The following is a 19,427-nucleotide window of genomic DNA, read 5'->3' on the forward strand; positions in this document are numbered from 1 at the left end:
GGCCCCGATGTTCAGGTTTTAGTCACGCGTCCGAGACCGCCCCATTCGATCCAGTCGTCCACATGCTGGCGGGGTACGACTTCGTTGTCGGGCCGCCAGTGAGTGACGTCTGTGAGGCCAGGGTCTTCTATCACCAAGCCCTCGAAGTACCGTTCGACGTCCTGGCGTTCGCGGACCCTGCCCCACTTTCCGCCCGTGGCCTCCTGCATGAGGCGGGTGGCGTCCTCGCGGACATGCGAATGGTCGCTGACCAGTTGGCAGATGACGATGAAGCTGCCGTGGGGCAGTTTGTTCGCGACTTGGCGGATCAGGGTGGCGGCCTCGTCATCGTCGATGCAGTGCAGTACCGACACGAACAGCGCGGCGATGGGCTGGTCACAGTCGATGAGCCGGCGCACTTCGGGACGATTGAAGATCTGGTCCGTGTCCCGCATGTCCTCGTCAACGACCGTGGTGAGGGCGTTCTCCTCCAGTACGGTGCGCCCGTGTGCGAGAACGATGGGGTCGTTGTCGATGTAGACGACGCGTGCCTGTGGGTCGATGCGCTGGACGATCTCGTGGACGTTGTCCTGGGTGGGGAGCCCGGAGCCATGGTCGATGAACTGCCGGATCCCGTAGTCCTGAGCGAGGATCCTCACGACCCTGCGCAGGAAGCTTCGGTTGTTGAGTGCCAGCGCCTTGGTGCTCGGCGCGATCTTCAGGAGTTCACCGCATGCCTGGCGGTCGGCCTCGTAGTTTTCGATACCGCCCAGCAGCCAGTCGTACATGCGGGCGACGCTGGCGGTGGTGATGTCGATCGCGTGAGAATCGGATTTCTCTCCTCTGTCCATCAGCCCCCCTGCGCACGGGTCACAGACCCGTTCGGATATGGGAAGCCTCCATCTTAGACGGGGCGTCAGTTCTGAGGCCATCCCGCTTTTGAGGGACGCGCAGTGGAGGGAAATCGTCCGCATGGCGCAGAGAAAATGCGCGCTCCGCGCACCTCATGGAGAGGGGCACGCTACGTGGCCGCGCCGCTCTCCCGGGACCGGGCGCACAGGAGTCGCTGGGCGGAGGCGAGACGGACCCGCAGGAGTGAGTCGTCGATGCCCATCACATCGGCGGCTTCTGCCACGGGCATGTCGAGGTGGCCGTGGAGGAGCATGGCGTCTGCCTGTTCGGCGGTGAAGGCGGGGCCGGCCGGTTCGCCGTCACTTGCGCGGGGTCGGCGTTCCACCGCGTGGCGCAGAATGCGCCACGCGAGTGCCGCCGGGCTCGGGCTGCTGAGGATCTCCTTCCAGACGACGGAGAGATCGGTGAACGTCTCGGCGACCGCGGTGGCTGCGGCGGCCGGATCGTCCAGACGGGCACGCGCGTAGCGCAGGTAGCGGTCGTGATGGAACTGGGTGAAGGCTTCGAGGGTGGCTGAGGCCGCTGGACGTTGGTGGTGGGTGGGTGTGCTGAGGAGGTGAAGGGCAAAGGTGGGCAACAGTGTTGTGACGGCCATGGCCGCCTCCTGTTCCGGTGCTGCCGGATTGGGGGGACCTGGTTCAGCTGTGGGGGCGGGGCGGGCCGGTCTGATCGTCTGGGTCGTTCGGTGCCAGGTCCTGGAAGGGGATTCCTCCTGCGGGGAAGACCTCGCGTGAGGCGAGGAAGGCGTAGTGCACGGCCTCCCACAGAGGTTTGATGAGGGCGGGGTCCGCGGTCAGCCGGGTGGCGATGAGGGCGGTGGTCGGCCAGTCGGGTACGTGGTCGCCCTTCAGGACGGCGTCGAGGAGTTCGGCGGACAGGCCCGTCCCCTTGGCGAGGGAGTCGGTGTTGGGTCGGGCTGCGGCGAGGTGCAGACCGCGCAGCGCGGCGTGCAGTCGGCGTACGGCGTTGTCCTCGTCCTGGCGGGTCGGGTGCCGGATGCCGGAGGCGCTTTCCCACAGGGGGCGGACCTCTTCGGGGCTGCCGCCGAGGATGGTCGTGAGCATGTGGGTCACGGGCCATGCCGGTAGCCGTTCCCCGGCGAGGATGCGGGAGAGGTACGAGGGTGAGAGGTCGGCAAGTCGGGCGGCCTCCCCCACGGGTACGTCGGACATGCGCTGGAGGTACGACAGGGCGGAGCCGAGTTTCTTCGTCGGCATCATCGTTTTTGTGGTGGAGTTGTTTTCCGGCTCGGGTGCGCCTTTGCGGCGACGTCCGATCTGGGGGGTCCAGCCGGGGCGTTCTTGCCGGGCGCGGTGTGCGAACAGGCGCTTGGTCCTGTTCTGGCTGAACTGGGCCCGGACCGCGTCCGTGCCTGCTCCCGCCGCTTCTGCGATCTCTTCCCAGGTGTGTCCTGTGGCGCGGGCGTCGTGGACGGCGGCGAGGGCGTAGTAGTCCGCTTCACGGGTCAGTTGGGTGATTTTCGCGAGCACGGCGTGGAGGTCCGCGCCGTTCAGTTCGGCTTCGACCAGTTCCACCGCGATCGCGTGCAGTTCGATGGCCACGTCCCGTCCCCATGGGCAGGCGCGTGGCGGCTTCTGCTGGCCCTCACGGTCTCGTTCACGCTGGGCGCGTCCGCGACACAGGGTGCTGCAGTAAGTTTTGCGTCGTCCGGGTCCGTTGTGCTGTCGAACCTTTTTCCTGCAGAACTTGCAGCGGATGTACTGGGGTTTGAGCTTGGATGATCCCACGTCTTTTCTCTCTCCCGAATGGCGGGAATCCGGGCAGCCCGGACAGAGGAACGCCTACCGCCGTGGTTGCCTGCCGAGTGGCGTCGGGGGTGGGGTGCTGCCGGGGACACGTCCTGTCCGGCAGCACCCCACCCGCTGGCTCAGCGCGATCGAACGCGCAGGTAGGACATCGTCGACCGGGCGGCGAGTCCACCCAGGACCACCAGGGTCAGAGGCTGGGGGAGCTTTTGCTCGCTACCGGTGAGGATCATGGCGATGGCTACGGCCACGATGGCCAGGCTGGCGCACAGCCTGCCACTCCAGACACAGAAAGTCTGGGTATGGGGAGGTGGGGACGGGGGAATGATAATTTCGCGGGAAGCCGACGGAAGGTGTACGCCTTCCGCCCGGCGCGCAGGGTCGAGCATCAGTTCTCCTCAGGAATTGCTTGATCCTCTGGCCCCGGGTGTTGACGGCACTCCGGGGCCAGAATCATTTGCGCACGCGCCCCGGCAAGAAGCCGGGGATCACACATCACAAATGTTAACCACACTTCGCGGTGCGCGTCGCCGCTTTCTTTCCCTGCGAAAATTCAACAACTCAGGCGATCACGCATGCGAATTCATCATTGACAAATTCGTTCAGATCGAGGCACCGAAGCGATCTGGCCTGATCATTTCCTGGCATTGAGCGAAAAGGATTCGTTCGCGTTTGGAGATTTCCGTCCAGGCATGAAGCGGCTGCAAGGGAACCGCAGTTCACGGGGCATGGACGTCAAGGCGGTCACCCGGGGCCTCTCCCTCGTTCCAGGGGGCGGCATTCACCCAGAAGTGGACTCCCACATTCCCCTTAGATGCACGTGCAGATGCAAAAATGCACTTGTCAGGCACCTGTAGAAATGGCGATGAAATCCCAGGCCGGTGACCGGTAGACCGTTTCTTCATGCTCGTGCGCGCCTTGCATTGAACATGATTCAGCAGACTGCACTTCCCTCGGAGCAGCGGGGCTGCTGCGGGACACATAAAGACGCCGCGCGGTGGGTGAACGGTTGCCCCCTGGCCGGAAGCGCCATGAGGACTCATTGCCGGGCTACGGCAGCACGGCGTAGAGGCGGCCTCCGCCCATCCCCATCCGGATCACCGGAACTTTGCCGGCGTCGCCGCTGCCACGAGAGACACCCGCACCCGTCACCGCCGCAGGGACCGGGCGGGTGGCGCGGCGGCCGGAGCCACCCACGGCGCCGATCGCAAGGTGCAACGGTTCACCCTCGGACGGCGGGTGCCTCGGCCCTCGGCTCAAGGCACCCGGAAACGAATCGGGGATCAGTGGACGCGGGGATGCTCAGCTCGTGTGCCCCGGTCGCCAGCGCGAAGCGGAGACATGCCCAGTAGCGCCGGGCCGGGCCGTGCCAGCCGTGAGGGCCGGCTGTCCGCCTCGAGGCAGCGGCGGCGCGGTCCGGCAACTGGGCTGCGGCATCAGCGTTTCGCCCTGGTGCGTTGCCCGTGTGTGCCGCGGATGGTTTCCGCCGCGCTACTGATCTTCGCGGTCCGGGGGGAGATGTCCGTCGGGGTGGTCGTGGATCCAGGACAGGCCGCCGAGGTCGAGGCGGTCGCGGGCACGGGTGACGGCGACGTAGGCGAGGCGCGCTTCGCTGTCGCTGATCGGGCAGGGTCCGGAAGATTGGCCGTTCCCGGGCTGCTGGCGGGAGGGTTTGGGCGGTTCGAAGTCTCCGGCGATCAGGACGGTGGCCCACTCTCGCCCCTTGGCCCGGTGGGCGGTGGAGATCGTGACGTCGGCGTCGGCTTCCGGGGAGAGCCGGTCGACGGCGTGCAGGAGTGCTTCGGGGCCGTGTTGGTCGATGAGGTCGACGAATGGTTTCAGATCGGCGCCTGCGGGATCGTGTTCTGCGTAGTCCTGCAGTTCGCCCCAGTTGGGGAAGAGGAGGAGTTCGGGGTGCCAGGGTCGGCGTCCCGCTGTGAGGTCGCGGGCGGCGATGGCCAGGGTGCGCAGGCTTCCGCCTCCCCCGGCCAAGGACACGTGATGTCCGGCTGCGAGGTACTTCATTACCTGGGTCACGGCTCCGACGTTGGTCCGGCACAACACCGCGTCGGGTTCGTGAACGGGGGCGATTTCGGTCGGGATCGAGGTGGTTCCGGTGAGGCGGATGGGGGCTCGTGCGATCTCGAGCCACCGGTTGGCTTCCTCGGCGAGGCGGGGGCCGAAGCGGAAGGACCGGGACAGGGACAGGTGCTGGCCGTCGAAGCCGGTCATGACGTCGCGGGCGCCGCGCCAGCCGTAGATGGCCTGGGCCGAGTCGCCGACCATGACGAGCTGGGCGTGGTCACGCTGGGCGGTGAAGACCTGTTCGAGGACGGGGTTGGTGTCCTGGGCCTCGTCCAGGAGCAGGAAGTCGGCGTCGATCCTGGGTTCGGTGAGGGCCCAGAGCTTGAGGTAGTGGTCGTGTTCGAAGCGGACCACCCCGCCGTCGGGATCGCTGATGTCGGCCCAGGCCCTGCGGGCGAACGGCAGCACCACGGAGGCCAGCTGGGCGTGCAGGGCGGGGGTGTCGAGGCCGCGGAGGCGCGGGATGTGGTGGCGGTCGAGGGCACGGTCGGCCGAGTGGCAGTAACAGGCGACCGTGCGCAGCACGGTGTCGGAGAGAGCTTTGTGTGTGACGGCGCGGTCGCCGATGCGGATGCCTTGGGTGATGCCGAGGGCTCGGCCGGTTTTCCAGCCGGGCTGGCGGGCGCTGTTCAGGCGGCGGGCGTAGCGGTGGCCGACGGTGGCGAACGCGAGGGCGTGGGCGGTTTTGCAGGCGACGGTGGATGGGAATCGGGTGGCGGCGTCGCGGGCGATGTCTTTGTTGAAGGCGAGGTAGCGGCCGCGGCGGGGGGTTGAGGAGGCCAGCAGGATGAGGGTTCTGGTTTTTCCTGTGCCGGATCCCGCTTGCAGGGCCAGGTGGTGGCCGGCGCGGAAGGCGTCGACGGCGGCGGTCTGTTCGTCGGTGGGGATCAGCACGGTGGTATTCCCAGGAGGTGGAGGGGGTGCTGGTAGAGGGGTGCGGCGCGTTCGGACCAGCAGGGAGTGCCGGGTGGTTCCGCGCCGGGGAACGGTTTGTTCGCGCGGGGGAACGGGCGCGGGGAGTGTGTCAGGGGGTGTACGGGTGTCGTGGGGTGGTGGTTGTGGGGAGGCGGGGGTGGATGTGTCGGTGGTGCAGCAGTGGGTCGAAGGACTCCCAGTCCGCCAGGGCGAGGTCGGCGGCACCGGGTGTGGCCGCGTGCGCCGGGCACCGCTGGGTGCGCCAGCGCCTCTGCTCGTCGTAGGGCAGGTGGGTGAGGTCGTAGACGGCCATGTCGGCTGCGGGGAGCGCCAGCTGTCCGCGGGCGGCTGTGGCCGGCATGAGCTTCCAGACACCGGCTGACGTACCGGGGGTGAGAACCGGCTGGGAGCAGCGGGTGCGTCGGCGGGTTTGGGCGACGCATTGGATGGCGTCGATCGGGTGGGCGGCGAGGTAGCGGCCGTAGAGGATCTGGAGTACGGGCCGGGTAGGTCTGCAGGTCGGATCGGGCGCGGGTGGGGTGTCGTTGGGCGGGGTGAGGGCTCCGGTGTCGAGGAGTGCGCGGGTGCGGGTCGCGAGGTGTCGGCGCAGTTCGGTGAGCTGGGGGGTGAGGTCGGTGGTGGCTTCGTTCGCGGGGCAGAGGGTGGTGTGGAGGATTCGGCACCAGGGGCTGCCGTCTGCGGCGGGGTGGGCGACTCCGGAGGAGACGTGCCAGCGGCAGGATGGGGGGACGGCGGCGGCGGTCAGCTCGCGTGGGTGCAGGCCGATGGGGCGGCGGTCGGGGCGGGTGTACCAGTCGATGGGGTTGCCGCAGTGGCGGCAGCGGCCGGTTTGGGCGGTGCGCAGGAGCCGGCTGGGGCTGTGGGCGGCGATCTGCAGGGTGCGGGGGTGGCGGCGGAGTGCCGGGGGACGGTCCCGGTGGTGGCCGGGGGCGGGGGAAGTGCACATGGCGGTGACGGTGGCAGGCAGGCGCGCCGGTGCTGGGGGGCCTCGCTCCCGGTGTCGCCCGAACAGCCCCATTGGTACGAACGTGTGGGCGGATGCTCGTACGGGCGTGTGGGGCTGGTCGCCGGATCGGGTGGTTCGCGGGGGCGGGTCTTCGTCCGGTCAGCTGGCCGGTTCGGCGGGGGGTTCGTGTCCTTCGCAGAGAGTGAGAAGGAGATGGTCGACCGGGACGTTCAGGGCGTGGGCGAGAGCGTGCCAGGTCTTGAGGGAGCCGATGGTGCGGCCCTGCTCGATTTCGATGAGCGTGCGTCTCGCCAGGCCGCTTCGGCTGGCCAGTTCGTCGTAGCTCCACCCGCGGACGCTCCGCAGCCGCCCGAGCTCCAGGCGGAGCGCGGTGAGGTTCGGGTCGGGCGGGTAGATCGTCACTCCACCATCCGACGGTGCAGAGGCCTGCCCTGTCAGTGCAGACCTCTGCCCTATTTCCGCAGGTGGCCGTCCTGAACGACAGGGCAGAGGTCTGCACTACGGTGTCGGCGATCACCCCGTCTCCCCCGTCCGCGGGAGGCAGAACCGGCTTCGCGCCGTCGTCGGGAGGAACGCGCGTGCCATGAGGCTGTGCACCATCACCCCACCGGTGCCCCGGACCTGGGTCGTGGAGTTACGCCCCCGACCGGGCGGCCCGGTACTCCACTGTCCGCGCTGCGCTCCCGAGGGCCAGGCGCTCCCGGCCGTCTCGGCCCGGCCCGCGGCTCTGGCTCATCTGGCCCGGCACGCCCGCCGCGACATCGTCCCCACCCACCTGCGGGTCTGCCAGTGCCACGAACGCGGCTGCCGCTGGCATCCCCGCCACCGCGGCTGCGCCGGTCCCGTTCTGCTGGTCCTGACGCGCGAGCACGGCGGCCGCATCTGGCGTCTGTCCGACGTCTGTGCCGGCTGCGCCACGGCCACCCCGCACTCGGCTGCCGTCCCCGACACCATCCTCACCGCCGCCCCGGCCGATCCCCCCGCCGGACGCCGGACACGGACCCGGCGTCCACGGGACCCTTCCGCGCAGATCCGGGTGCAGAACACACTCAGTTACCTCGCGGCCGTGCTTCCCCCCACCATCAGCCCGGAGGCACGCCTGCTGGCCCTTCAGTGCGCGCTGCGCTCCGGCCGCCACGGGCAGGTGCGGCTGCCCGCCGGACTGCTGCGCGGCATGCGTCTCGGTCACTCCCCCGCCCCCTGGCGGGAACTGGAGGAGCACCGCTGGCTGTACCGGGTGGACGAGCACACCGCTCCCGGTCGCTGTTTCACCGCACAACTGATCGACGTGATGACGCACCCGCCCGGCCGTCCCGACCGTGTGCGCGCCGCCGACTGGGCCCAGCGCACGGCCTCACAGTTGCCGCTGAGGAACTCCCCGGCCCAGGTCCGGCTGACCGCGCTGGCCGTAGCGGCGCACCACTCCCCCGGCCAGACGCACATCCGCGCCGAGACAGAGCGCCTCAGCCGCGCCTGCGGCATCGCGCCCTCCGCGCTCGGCCCGCTGCTCGACCGGCTCACGGCGACCGCGACGATCGCCCAGTGGTCCTACGACCCGTCCGGGAACGAACTGCTGTGCCAGCCCTCCCGTCCCACAGCATCCATGTCGCCGGAACCTCCCCACCCACCGGCCACTGACCTCCTCCGCGCGCCGCGCCAGCCGGGTTCGTCAGGCAAGGCTTAGTGCCTGTGTCTGAGCCTCGTGTGGATGCTCGCTGGTTGGAATTCGACAGTGGGGTGTCGTTGCTCGGTGAGTCCCGGTTCGTTGAGTGGGCATGGACGTAGAGACAACTCGGGACTTTCCGCCGGTGCATCAGCTTGCGGAGGACGTGCTGCTGGAGTGGTTCCGACGCCAGGTTGCAGAAGATCCGGCGTTGGCGTTCGCGGCGGTCGAGCGGCTGGTGATGGCGGTTCATGAGGTGTCGTGTCCGGCGGTGGAGGCGGCTGCGAAGGCAGGGATCAGCTGGCACCGGATTGGCCGGGCTCTCGCCGTGTTGGAAGGAGGTGGGCTGCTCCTTCGCCAGGGGGTCGCGCTGCTTCTCGGAGCTCCAGCCGCCGACCGTGCCGCCGAGCAGGCCGCGTTCGCCGGGCTTGCAAGCAGGGAGCGTTCTGAAGACGGCGAGGATCAAGAGTCGGAATTGGAGTGGGCCGAGCCTGCCGAGGAACAGGTCTGGTCGGTGGCGGTCGACAGATTCCGGGCTAACACCAGGGTTTCGGTCCCATTCGGCCTTGCGGGGCTGTGGAACGTGGGACAGCCAGGTGTCCGCGGTGGGACAGTGGGACCGGCGGGGACTTCGCCGAGGTAGTCCTCAACACGGCGACCGACGTATTGAAGATGATCAGTCGCGTTGGGCTTCGCGGGTTTACGGATAGGAAAGCTAGGGTCAGAGAAGTCCCGTCAACCGGCCTTCTTGGTGAGGTAGCAATGTCGTCCCCCACTCCGGATCGCACTGACCTGGTGGCTGCCCACTTCGGCCCGGACGGGCTGCGACGGTTCGAACCGGGCCATATCCTGGGCTCTCTTCTTCCGGTGACAGCCAGGACGTTGTTGGAGACAACAGGGGTCCCTCGCACCGTGGCTCCCTATTTCCGCAGCCCCGGACCGGATGAACCGATCGCGCTGGGCGTCGCCGCCGCGCGGTCGTCCCGGCCCGCACCGCCGGCCGCGCTGCAGTCCTGGCCGCGGATCGGATCGGATGGCCTGGCTGACCTCTGTGTGCGTCCCGACGGCGCGGTTCAGGCCGTGGTGCTCGCGGACATGGTGGACGACATGTTCGTCAGCACAGATGTCTCGACGCTCAACGCGTCCCTGCTGGCCCTGGACCGGGCCCAGCCCGTGATCGCGGCCTCGTCAGGGCTGGCGGAAGCGGCCGACGCCTTCCGGACCCTCAATACGGAGCTGCGGCAGATCGACCCGGCGGCGTTCGAGGAACGCGAGGCGTGGTGGCCCCGCGTGCTCGACGACATGCGACACACCCTGAACTTCCCCTTCTCCGCGGCATTTGAGTACGTCGACGGTATCGGCACCCGGCAGGTGGTCACGGAAGCCACCGGGCCGGGACTGGGACATCCGGAGGAGATCATCTGGACCCGTTTGTCCGGCGCCGGCGTGGACCCGGCCCAGGTGCGCCGTGTCTACAGTGAGCTTCAGCCGTGTCTCATGCCGGGCCACTACTGCGCGGTGTGGATGCAGAAGGCCTTCCCGCAGGCGGAGTTCACCCACAGCTTCGACTACGGGGACACGGCCGCCTCCCGTGAGGAGGGATTGAAGCAGTTGATCATCCACGCCGCCGAGCAGGCGAGGAATCACTGATGCGCTGGGATCGCCCCGCCGCCGGCCGGGAACCGGCTGCCGCGGCGCTGCTGGGCTGGCTCGCCGATCCGCACGCCCCGCGCCTGTGTCTGGTCTCCGGGTCGACAGGGTGCGGAAAGTCGACCCTGCTCGCCTGGCTCGTCCAGCACGGCAGCCGGCACGGGGCCGCGACCGAACGCGCCGTCCACGCGGTCGTTCCCTTCGCGGAGGACAGTCTGCGCGGCACTGTGTGGTCCCTCGCCGACCAGCTCGGGGTGGTGGCGCGGGCGCCCGGAGAGCTCGTGGCGGCGCTGGGGAACGACCCGCGCCGCACTGTGATCGTCCTGCCCGGTCTTCCCGGCGAGGACATCGCCGAGTTAGCGCTCGCCCTGGTCCGGTTGCCGCATCTGCGGCTGATTGTCGAGTGCCGTTCCCACAGCCCCGTTCATCGCCTTCTGGCAGCAACCGGGTGCGCGGAACTGGACCTGGACCGTGCGTGGTCGACCGACCGGGCACGGTACGAGCAGTGGCGGGCAGCCCGGCCCGACAGCAGTGACGCGATCACGTCGTCCGCCGACGTCGCGGTCGTGGATCTCTCGGACCCGAGGGCCGTCTGCGAGGCCGACCCGTGGACCGTCACCGTCGCCTACGAACAGGAGCGCGAGCACGGTCACGGAGGGCTCCGTGACGCGTGGCTGCGGGCCGGGCAGGCACTGGGCGGGGAGTCGTCACCAGCCTCGCGGGCTCTGCTCCTCCTGACCGCCCTGGGAGACCACGCGGACCCCCGGCTGGCGCCCGTCCTGTCGGACCTGGCCTCCCAGGCGCCATGGCGTATGGAGTGGAGCCGAGTCCGCGGTGACCTGACCCCGCCCTGGCCCGGACCGGTGACCGGACTGGCCCTGGGGCGGGGGCCGCTGTCGGGCTCTCTCATCGTGGCCGGCCACGACGGCACCGCACGGACGGTTCACGTGGCCGACGCCACCGCACGGGGACGCTGGCCCTGGGAACAGGGACGGCCGGCGGCGATGTCGGTGATGGAAGACGGCACGGTACTGCTGCTCGACCGCAACGGCCGTGTTCACGCGGACACGACCTGGGCCGCCCGGCCCGCCAAATCCGCCATCGAGACAGTCCTCGACGCCAGACCCACCGGCGGCAGCCGTCTCGTGACGATGCTGCGGGGGCAGACAGGTACGTCTCTCGCCTGGGGAACGGCAGAGCGCGGCACCGATATCGTGGCGATCGGCGACGCTCAGGGCACGGTGCGGGTCTTCGGTGACGTGCACGGGAAAGCGGATCTGCACCACGGGCAGGTGACGGCCCTCACCGCGTTCCGCCTGCAGTTGGACCATGACGCGGCGCTGCCGCTCCTCTACAGCGGCGGAGCGGACGGCACTGTCCGAGCCTGGGCACCCGGCCACGCGCCCCAGAGCACACCCGTTGTCCAGCGCTCCCGTTCCGTGGTGTCCCTCGACGCGGCCGACACAGCGCGCGGGCCGGAGCTGGCAGTGGCCTGGGACGACGGCGTGGTGTCCCTCCACGGTCTTGACGACGGCACCCTCCACACGTTCCGCTCGGGCTCGCCCGTCCGAGCGGTCACCCTCATCGGCGACGAACGCGTTCTGATCGGAACGGACGAGGCCCTGATCTGCCTCACTCCCCAGCACGGCACACCACGCGGTGACTCCGCGACCTCCTGAAGCATCCGGGACTGTCTGATTTCACAGCCTCCTCACCCAGACGGAGTTGACGATCATTCAGTGCTCGTCGGAGGCTGGACCGTTGGTCCATGACGGGGGGACACATTGGGGATACGGCTGCCCGACGACCTGGTTGAGGTCCTGGACCTCATCGGCATCGACTGGCCGCAGATCGACGAGGACGAGGTCAAGGCCTCGGCCAAGGACTACAGGAATCTGTCCGAGGGCATCCGGGACGCGGTCAAGGAGGGCAACAACGCCTGCTCGCACATCATCGCGGGCAAGAGCAAGGGTGACACGGTCCAGGCCATCGACCGCCGCTGGGGCGGGCTCACCACGCGGGACCTGGGGACGTTCGCGAAGGGGTGCGACGACCTGGCCGACGCGCTCGACGACTGTGCTGGGCTCATCGCCGGCTGCAAGACCGCGATCATCGCCAAGCTCACCGCCACCGCCGCGACTGCGACCGCCGGCGTCGTGGGCATGTTCTTCACCGCGGGACTCAGCGGCCTGGTGTCGGCCGGAGTCATCGCTGCCGCACGGCTGATCATCCAGGAGGCCATCGACCTGGCCATCGACCGGATCACCTCGATCGTCACCGACAAGATCGAGAGCAAGATCCTCTCAGAGCTCGACAAACTCTTCTCGAACCAGCCCGGCAGCGGCACCTACGACGTCATGGCCTCAGGTAGCGCGGGCACGGCCCAGGACCTGGTCATCGAGTTCGACGAGTTCGAACGCGCGGCAGGGGACTACCAGAAGACCGCCACCAACTTCGACAAGAAGAAGGGCGACTTCACCGGCGGCGGCTCCCAGCGCAAGACATCTGTCCGCAAGGACAGCCGCTTCCACAAACTCGCCACCGTCATGGACAAGGCCGAGGACGCGGTCGAGAAGAAGTCCGACGACATGGTCAAGACGCTCAAGGACCACGGCGGCAAGATCGACGCGAGCAAGGGAAGTCACAAGGACCACGAAGACCGACGCAAGCGCGAGTTCGAGAACTGCCGAGATCACGGCGACAACGAGGTCCGCACCTACCTCCTCAACGCCGACGGCACCGTGGACCGAGTCCTGCCCACCGGAACCATCGAACGGAAGGGCCTCGACGAGACGGACAAACTCAACCTTGCCAACATCTCCACCGACGGCAAGGTATGGAGACCCGTCAATGATTCAGAGAAGCGCAAATGGAACACTCCGGGCGACCACACCGGAACCGTAACGTCAAAGAAGATCGACCCCAATAGCAGCGAGCTCGCCCAAGCCACCCAACTGGCCCGCAAAGCGCACGACTACTACGGCGGAAAGAACTACGCCGCAGGAAAATACGTCGATCCAAAGAACGGGCGGGAGTCGATCCTCGTCGGACGCAGCGATGGCGGATTCCACTCCGAGAAGGCGATCGGCCACCCTCTGCTCCACACGGGCAACGCATCCGGCCTCAAAGAAATGTTCACGGAACGAGAACCCTGCCAGAAGAACCCGCAATGCAACAGATGGCTGGACCACTACTTCAAGTCGGCCAATCCAGACCTCAAGGTGACCCACGCCGCGAACTACGACCAGTTCAGCACTGAGAAGGGCAAGGAACACAAGCAATACATGAATGACCTCAAAAAGGCCCACGGTAAGAGCTAGAGTAGGATGAGAAGCATGAACTACCCGGTGACGCATGCCCACCTGACCGAGCTTTACGGAATTGATGGCGTAGTGATCTACCCCATCCAGGCCCACAGCAGCATGGATTCCGCCACCGCCCAATTCCTCGGGACAGTGGGACTGCCGAACGACAGGGTCTTCACCTCGCGCGCCGGGGTGACAGGATCAGGACGGGACCCCTACGAACTGGGGCCCCTCTTCGACCTCGACAACCGCTACTGCCCGCAGGAGTCGCGCACATGGCACGTGCTCGGATACCTGCCCGCAGCCCTCGTCACCCTGGACCCCTCCTCCGGAGCGGTGTACATCTTCCAGGAGAGCGCACGCGATTACCAACGCGCACACCGGGACACCGCATCACTCGTCCACTGCCTGACCGAGTTCCGAAAGCTCGAAGACGCGTACAAAGCCGCCTACCCCGATGCGGCCGATGTCGAAACCCTGGTCGACACCTTCCAGGAGGCAGTCAACTCCGTCGACCCCACCCCACTGAATGACCCAGAATCAGAATGGAACCGCATCCTCGAAGAAGTACTGGAGGAAATGTGGTAAATCCACAACCTGCCGCCCCCGTCGGATCCGCAGCCGGCGGTTGATCCGCAAGAGCGTTCCTCGACGTGGTCGGATCGGTGGACGACATCGCGGCGGACACGGCCCGGGGCGTCTCCTCTGCATGGCGCAGTGCGTCGACGGACTGCAGGTGACCGTTGGCGAGTTCGACGAAGCGGTGCTGTGCCTGCTCGTCGGTAAGGTCTCCTGGGGAGAAAGCGCCTCGGGAGCGAAGTTGCTGGGAGGAAACGCCCTTTACTCTAGCGACATCCGACTTCCGGCGTTCAGAGACGGTCGTTCCATCGGTTCACTGCCCAGTTCCTCATGCAGCCACATCGGTTGGCCTTCGGGCAGGTAGCGGGTGGCGGTAACGAGGAGCGCGTGGGCCGTTTCCATCGCCTTACGCCGGCCCGTGCCAAAGGTACGGTAGCGGTGCAGGGCCTGGTGTACGCGTGCAACGTCCGGGTGTACGCCCTCGTCCAGAGTGGCGTCCGAATACAGGTCCAGCAGCCGGGCGCCGTCGGACGCGCCGGCGGAATCCGTGTTGAAGAGCACGTTCAGGGCCATTTTGCGGACCCGTAGCTCCGACCCAAGCGCGGGCGGCACGGTCACGCCGTGGGCCTCGTCGAGGGCGCGGAGCGCGCGGGTCAGGGTTTGACTGGCGCTTTCGACGCGGTCGAGGGCCATTTCGAGCGCGCTCAGGTCGATCAGTGCGATCAGCAGGCGTGAGAGTTCGTCGTCATGCGTCCAGTGGTCAACGGCCAGGACACTGAACTCCAGTGCCATCTCCAGGTCGTCGAGCGCTTGAGCCGCACGGGCGCCGCTCTCGCATATGACGGCGGCGTTCCACCACTCGCGCAGGGACGCGTACTGGGCCTGCGCGCGCCGTGCCAGGTCGACCGCCTCGCGATGGTTGCCCGCCCAGACTTCCGCGCGCTGTCTCTCGAACAGGGCCGAGGCCCGCATAGGGGCAGTGCCGTGGCTTTCGGCGAGCTCTCCGGCCTGCTCCCCCAAGCTGCGAGCCTCATCCATGTCGGTGCCCCGGAGTGCCAGCTTGCAATTGTTGATGGCTACCGGGACCGCGGTCGCCTGGTGCCCCAGTGCGACGAGGGACGCGACGGAACGGCGGCCGGCGGCGAGTGCTCCGGGCAGGTCCCCGCATTTCCACAGAAGCAGGGAGACGGTGAAGTCGACCTCGGCGGCGCAGCCCTTCAAGCCGTGCTCAGCAGCTATGCGTTGCGCCCTGATGGCGGACTCCAGGGCGCGGTCCTCAAAGGCGTCACGTAGGGCCGTCACGTTTTCCAAACATGTCTGGACTGCCTCGGCGGGGCGACCCAGACGCAGGTGGAGGCCGATGCGGACGTCATTGGCCGCCACGACGGCGTCGAGTTCACCGCGCGCCGAGTACAGGCTGGACAGGCCCAGCGCCAGCTCGGCGGCCTCGTCAAACCAACCGCGCTCCTCCGCCAGGCGTTCGGCCGCGTGGAAGCGAGCGGGGTCAAGGACGCCGGACAGCTCGGCTTCCGACACTCCCTGGGCGGCTCCGGCCAATTGGTCGCGCAGACGGGCGATGACGCGGGACTGGACATCGTGCACCACCTCGACCGGTTCCTCCTGTTCGAGGCGCTCCTTGGCAAACAGCAGCACGAGGTCGAAGAGCGTGAAGGTGGCCAGCATGACTCCGGTGGCCGAGCGGACGAAGGTGGCGTGCTGGGCGAGGCTGCGGTCGACGAGTCGGTTCAGGTACAGCTCCTGTCGTCGCAGCGGGACGGCCAGGCATGCGTCCAGTTCCTCGCCGGTCGTCACCGCCCCGGGCACTGCGGCAACCAGTCGGAAGGCCTGTTGTGAGTCCGTGTCCAGGTTGTCGTAGCTGAGTCTGATCGCGGTGCGTACGGCCCGGTCCCCGGAGTCAAGGTAGTCGAGCCGGGTGGACTCCTGTCGCAGGAGTTGCAGGAGGTAGTCCAGCGGGAGGTCGGGACGGCTCCCCATTCGGGCACCGATCATGCGCAGGGCCAGCGGTACGTCCGCGCACAGTTCGGCGATTTCACGCAGACGAGCCGGGTCATGATGGCGCTGCGGGTCCAGGGAGGCGAGCACCTGGACCGAGGCCGCGCGTGTCAGCGGTTCCACCCGGAAGACCAGCGGGTGGTCGGCGTAGCCCTGGACGCGGTCGCGGGAGGTCACGATGACCGCACAGCGTGCCGTGGCCTTCGCCAGCGGAGCGACGTGGGCCGCGTCCAGGGCGTCGTCGAGCACCAGCAGCACTCGGCGGCCCTCCAGCCCGGCCGCGAAGGCGGCGAAGAGAGCCCCGTCGTCCCGGGAGTCCGTCCCGATGTCCAGGTCCAGAGCTTCCGCCACCATGCGCTGTGCGGTGCGGGCGGGCCTGCGGGCCTCGGGGACCAGGCCGTACAGATTGACGTAGAAGACGCCGTCGGGAAAGTGCGGCGCGAGTTCACGGGCGGCCGCCACAGCCACGGTGGAGGTGCCGACGCCGGGCTGCCCCGACAGGAACGCCGTTGCCCCGCGGTCGTCGGAGATCGCCGTGCGGATCGCGCGGACGACGTTCGCCACGAGGGTCGAACGGCCGGTGACGACGGGGTCGGGGTCGGGGAGCCGGCACATCTGGGCCGCGACTGACACCAGCCGAATGCGGCGCGTCTCCGCTCGCACATCGGCACCAGCGGCGGATCCGATCCCTGCGGTCGGCGGTGGTTCGCCGGGACCTCCTGTTCTCCGGGCCAGCACACCCCGGCTGGAGCCGGTGCGCAGCTTCGGCAGGCGCGCGGTCAGGGTGGTGAGGAAGGTATCGAGGTAGGGTTCCCGCCCGCCGGTCAACGCCGCCCGGAGGTGTCGCCGGCACGCTGCGGACAGCTCGGCGAACAGCTCCTCCGACAACTCGTCCACCAGGACGCGCCGCAGGGAGGTCAGGAGGGTTACGGGATCGGACCGGTCGGTACCCGGGATGCACGGTCCAGCGCTATCCGGCTGCGGATCGGGGGGCGGGAAGGGGGAATCGAGCGGAGCGGCCCAGCGCCGGAGGGCCTCTTCATGTTCAGGGTGGGCCAGCAGCAGCACCCGGGGGTCGAGGCCGCGCAGCCGGGTGCGGCGGTTCACGTCCCGTACGGTCTCGTTGTCGTGGTTCCCGTGGCCGGCTGCCCTGGAGAGCAGCCACTGCGCCGCGTCCCCGGCCCCGCCGATCCCGCGGTAGGCGTCGTCGAGTGCCGTCAGGGTGCGTTCGGCCTCCAACGCGGCTTCATGTAAGCCACCGACACCTTCATTCGGACTGCGCCCTGGAGCGGGGGCACCGTCCGGCGCGACCCTGGTTGCCAGTGTTCCCAAGGGCCCGTGGACCAAGGTGGTGCCGACAGTGCGCACGGAGAGCACCGTTCCCACCTCGTCGGCCAGGACCAGCCGGCGGCGTACGTCGAGCCCGGGGACGGTGACCAGCAGCGCGGCCAGATCGTCGGTTCGGGCCACCCAGACCGAGTCGCGGAGCCAGCCGTCCGAGCTGTTGTACCGCGCCGATACAACGCCGACCGCCGTGCGGTCCGTCAGGCGCAGCACGGGTGCGCCGCTCATTCCCCGCACGACGCCGGAGGATGTGATGCGCCACAGCTTGACCTCGTCGTCGCGGAGGGCGGCCCCCTGCCACGTCCCGGCGGCGTCCAGGAACTGGTATCCGTGCCCGGGGTCGTCCACTTCGCAGACGCCGGTCACCACGACGTCGGCGTTGGTGTCCACCGGGCGGGTGGAGACGGGGACGGATTCCTCCAGCGGCAGCGCCCGGCGCACCACGGCAAGGTCGCGGGACGCGTCGATCGCCACGACCTCCGCGGGCGCCGCCCCGGCTGTTCCGTTCAGCGCGTCGATCTCCAGCAGCGCGCCCGTCCCGTCACAGCCGACGTCAGCGAGGACGTGGGCCGCGGTCACCAGGACGCCGGGCGACACCTGGAAGCAGGTGCCCACAGGTGCTCCGTCCACGTCGAGGACCCGGCCGAGGAAGCCTGCGACTCTGTCGTCCCACACCGCGCCCACCGCTGCCCCCGTGCCCAGCCGCGTAGTTGTCATGCCCCCGGGGCTGACCCGCGCCAGTCGGGGTGCCCTGGGGATGCCTCGTTCGTTTGGATCAGTGCGCCCGTGTCCCGGCTCGGTCAGCCGGTACCGTTCGGCTGTCCAGTGCCGTTCGGCTGATCGGCGTCGTCGGTTCGAGGACCGTGCTGTGCGTCCCGGAGCCCGGGATAGGTGAGCCGGATGACCAGGGACGCCTCACCTGAAGCGCCGGCGACGAGAACGTTGCCCTGGGTGGAGAACTTCAACCCGAACTCCACCTCCACCTGCTCGGGCCGCGTCGCCTGCTCGGTCAGCCGGCCGATCGCCTCTCCCGTGACCGAGGCGATCTCGACGATCGCGTCCCGGGCGTGATCGAAAGCGTCCACGACCCGGCCGCTCGCGTTCCGCAGGCGCGACGTCGGCTCCGAACCAGCGACCTGGACCGCCTCGACGATGAGGTCCACCTCACCAACACGCAGCGGAAGAAGTCGAGTTGTCATACATACACCCTGTCACAAGGGAACGCCCCCCGGAAGGCGATCAGTGCCAGCCGCGGGTAGTCTCCACCGACCTGCGTCCGCGGCGCACCGCGGGCACCGACACCGCAACGCGCCGCCGAACGTGCTCGCGCTCATCGACTGGAGGGGCCACCGCCGAGTGAGACGACGGCCGGAGGAGCCGAGCCCGCCACCCGATACAAATCGGGCTGTCAACAAGGCCCATCTGGTGGTGTGCGGGCACGTCAACGGCGCAGAGCCCACAGCGGGCGCCGCCAAGTACGGGACCTGAGGGTTGTCTCGTAAATGATCTCCGGATTGCCTCGGGCAAGGCTGGCCGCCGTACGACCCACCACTGAACTCTCCGGCAACGGCAAAGTTGAACATCCGGGCGATACCGAGCGTGTCGTGGTGAACTCACGAGCATGGGGCGCCTGACCCTGGATGCCTCAACAAGATCGCGTGGAGCCGAACACGCGGCCTCGAAGAGCCCTCGGGGGGACCAGTTGCACAGGACCTCGTGGTGTACGTCCAGGTCCCTGGCCATCTGCCAGATTGCCGCTTCACGTTGGCGGCCCGATACGCGGCATCAGCTCACTGCCGCAACCCAGGCGGACACTTCTTTGGGCCCTGTGCATCATGAAAAGCACGTCAGATGGCCTGGTGTGCGTAGCGTCGGGAGACTCGGGTAGGTCCGGGACGGTAGTCCACCGACAAGGTCATCCGTCCGCGATGCCCCCTGTGAGCTGACGCGCGCGGTGCAGGGATCGCTGAGAGGTGAGGATGGCTACCCCGGCCCGTTGTCAGTGCCCGCCCGTAGCCTCGTAGAGGCAATCGTGCTGAAGGGGGCCCCATGGCAGTCCGAGCCTGTTCCAGGTGTGGCGAGAATGAGAGTGCCAATCGCAAAGGCAAGCCAGGACGCTGTGTTGAGTGTATCGATGCGATCTACCGTGCACTCAAGGTAGATCCGGAGGGGACGTTTGTATCTGCTGGGGCCCCGAGGAACTACCGGTGCCAGACCTGTGGCAGGCC

At 68.3% G+C, this 19,427-nt stretch carries 14 protein-coding genes; 6 read left to right on the forward strand and 8 right to left on the reverse strand.

Annotation, left to right across the window (positions count from 1 at the left end):
• Positions 1–11: 11 nt before the first annotated feature.
• The 6 genes from ACH4S7_RS31515 to ACH4S7_RS31540 form a co-directional block, all read right to left on the reverse strand.
• Positions 12–830: an SAM-dependent methyltransferase gene (locus ACH4S7_RS31515; RefSeq protein ID WP_398524770.1), complete on the reverse strand. Its 819-nt coding sequence runs from the start codon at positions 828–830 to the stop codon at positions 12–14.
• Positions 831–1,000: 170 nt separating this feature from the next.
• Positions 1,001–1,486, reverse strand: coding sequence for a hypothetical protein (locus ACH4S7_RS31520; RefSeq protein WP_398524771.1), 486 nt, complete (start codon positions 1,484–1,486; stop codon positions 1,001–1,003).
• Positions 1,487–1,529: 43 nt separating this feature from the next.
• Positions 1,530–2,453 carry a helix-turn-helix domain-containing protein gene (locus tag ACH4S7_RS31525; protein ID WP_398524772.1) on the reverse strand — a complete coding sequence of 308 codons (924 nt, stop codon included), beginning with the start codon at positions 2,451–2,453 and terminating at the stop codon, positions 1,530–1,532.
• A gap of 1,695 nt (positions 2,454–4,148) precedes the next feature.
• A complete protein-coding gene (locus tag ACH4S7_RS31530; protein WP_398524891.1) occupies positions 4,149–5,633 on the reverse strand; it encodes a UvrD-helicase domain-containing protein in 1,485 nt (494 codons plus the stop codon).
• 133 nt (positions 5,634–5,766) lie between these two features.
• Positions 5,767–6,624, reverse strand: coding sequence for a DUF6083 domain-containing protein (locus ACH4S7_RS31535; RefSeq protein WP_398524773.1), 858 nt, complete (start codon positions 6,622–6,624; stop codon positions 5,767–5,769).
• A gap of 159 nt (positions 6,625–6,783) precedes the next feature.
• Complete coding sequence (locus tag ACH4S7_RS31540) at positions 6,784–7,047, reverse strand: helix-turn-helix transcriptional regulator (protein WP_398524774.1); 264 nt, start codon at positions 7,045–7,047, stop codon at positions 6,784–6,786.
• 181 nt (positions 7,048–7,228) lie between these two features.
• On the opposite strand from ACH4S7_RS31540, the gene ACH4S7_RS31545 reads away from it, so the two are divergent.
• The 6 genes from ACH4S7_RS31545 to ACH4S7_RS31570 all read left to right on the forward strand — a co-directional run bounded on the left by ACH4S7_RS31545 (position 7,229) and on the right by ACH4S7_RS31570 (position 13,851).
• Entirely contained in the window at positions 7,229–8,329 is a 1,101-nt protein-coding gene (locus ACH4S7_RS31545; RefSeq protein ID WP_398524775.1) for a hypothetical protein, read from the forward strand.
• A 91-nt stretch (positions 8,330–8,420) separates the two neighbouring features.
• Positions 8,421–8,951, forward strand: a complete 531-nt coding sequence (locus tag ACH4S7_RS31550) for a hypothetical protein (RefSeq protein ID WP_398524776.1) — start codon at positions 8,421–8,423, stop codon at positions 8,949–8,951.
• Positions 8,952–9,070: 119 nt separating this feature from the next.
• Entirely contained in the window at positions 9,071–9,958 is an 888-nt protein-coding gene (locus ACH4S7_RS31555; RefSeq protein ID WP_398524777.1) for a nucleic acid/nucleotide deaminase domain-containing protein, read from the forward strand.
• Complete coding sequence (locus tag ACH4S7_RS31560; protein WP_398524778.1) at positions 9,958–11,637, forward strand: hypothetical protein; 1,680 nt, start codon at positions 9,958–9,960, stop codon at positions 11,635–11,637. Before ACH4S7_RS31555 ends, ACH4S7_RS31560 begins: the two co-directional genes overlap by 1 nt.
• A 105-nt stretch (positions 11,638–11,742) precedes the next feature.
• Positions 11,743–13,278, forward strand: a complete 1,536-nt coding sequence (locus tag ACH4S7_RS31565; RefSeq protein ID WP_398524779.1) for a nucleic acid/nucleotide deaminase domain-containing protein — start codon at positions 11,743–11,745, stop codon at positions 13,276–13,278.
• Between the two features lie 15 nt (positions 13,279–13,293).
• On the forward strand, positions 13,294–13,851 hold the full coding sequence (locus ACH4S7_RS31570; protein ID WP_398524780.1) for an SUKH-4 family immunity protein: 558 nt from the start codon (positions 13,294–13,296) through the stop codon (positions 13,849–13,851).
• A 252-nt stretch (positions 13,852–14,103) separates the two neighbouring features.
• On the opposite strand, the gene ACH4S7_RS31575 is transcribed toward ACH4S7_RS31570, so the two are convergent.
• Positions 14,104–17,916 carry an NB-ARC domain-containing protein gene (locus ACH4S7_RS31575; protein ID WP_398524781.1) on the reverse strand — a complete coding sequence of 1,271 codons (3,813 nt, stop codon included), beginning with the start codon at positions 17,914–17,916 and terminating at the stop codon, positions 14,104–14,106.
• 83 nt (positions 17,917–17,999) lie between these two features.
• Positions 18,000–18,398, reverse strand: a complete 399-nt coding sequence (locus ACH4S7_RS31580) for a CU044_2847 family protein (protein ID WP_398524782.1) — start codon at positions 18,396–18,398, stop codon at positions 18,000–18,002.
• Positions 18,399–19,427 lie beyond the last annotated feature (1,029 nt).

Origin of the sequence: Streptomyces sp. NPDC020965 (assembly GCF_044333555.1) — a bacterium.
Taxonomy (GTDB): Bacteria; Actinomycetota; Actinomycetes; order Streptomycetales; family Streptomycetaceae; genus Streptomyces.

Bases quoted from the DNA above. Each gene is read 5' to 3' on its own strand.
- ACH4S7_RS31515 (WP_398524770.1), bottom strand. From the start codon at position 830: ATGGACAGAGGAGAGAAATCCGATTCTCACGCGATCGACATCACCACC.
- ACH4S7_RS31520 (WP_398524771.1), bottom strand. From the start codon at position 1,486: ATGGCCGTCACAACACTGTTGCCCACCTTTGCCCTTCACCTCCTCAGC.
- ACH4S7_RS31535 (WP_398524773.1), bottom strand. From the start codon at position 6,624: ATGTGCACTTCCCCCGCCCCCGGCCACCACCGGGACCGTCCCCCGGCA.
- ACH4S7_RS31545 (WP_398524775.1), top strand. From the start codon at position 7,229: ATGAGGCTGTGCACCATCACCCCACCGGTGCCCCGGACCTGGGTCGTG.
- ACH4S7_RS31550 (WP_398524776.1), top strand. From the start codon at position 8,421: ATGGACGTAGAGACAACTCGGGACTTTCCGCCGGTGCATCAGCTTGCG.
- ACH4S7_RS31555 (WP_398524777.1), top strand. From the start codon at position 9,071: ATGTCGTCCCCCACTCCGGATCGCACTGACCTGGTGGCTGCCCACTTC.
- ACH4S7_RS31560 (WP_398524778.1), top strand. From the start codon at position 9,958: ATGCGCTGGGATCGCCCCGCCGCCGGCCGGGAACCGGCTGCCGCGGCG.
- ACH4S7_RS31570 (WP_398524780.1), top strand. From the start codon at position 13,294: ATGAACTACCCGGTGACGCATGCCCACCTGACCGAGCTTTACGGAATT.
- ACH4S7_RS31575 (WP_398524781.1), bottom strand. From the start codon at position 17,916: ATGACAACTACGCGGCTGGGCACGGGGGCAGCGGTGGGCGCGGTGTGG.
- ACH4S7_RS31580 (WP_398524782.1), bottom strand. From the start codon at position 18,398: ATGACAACTCGACTTCTTCCGCTGCGTGTTGGTGAGGTGGACCTCATC.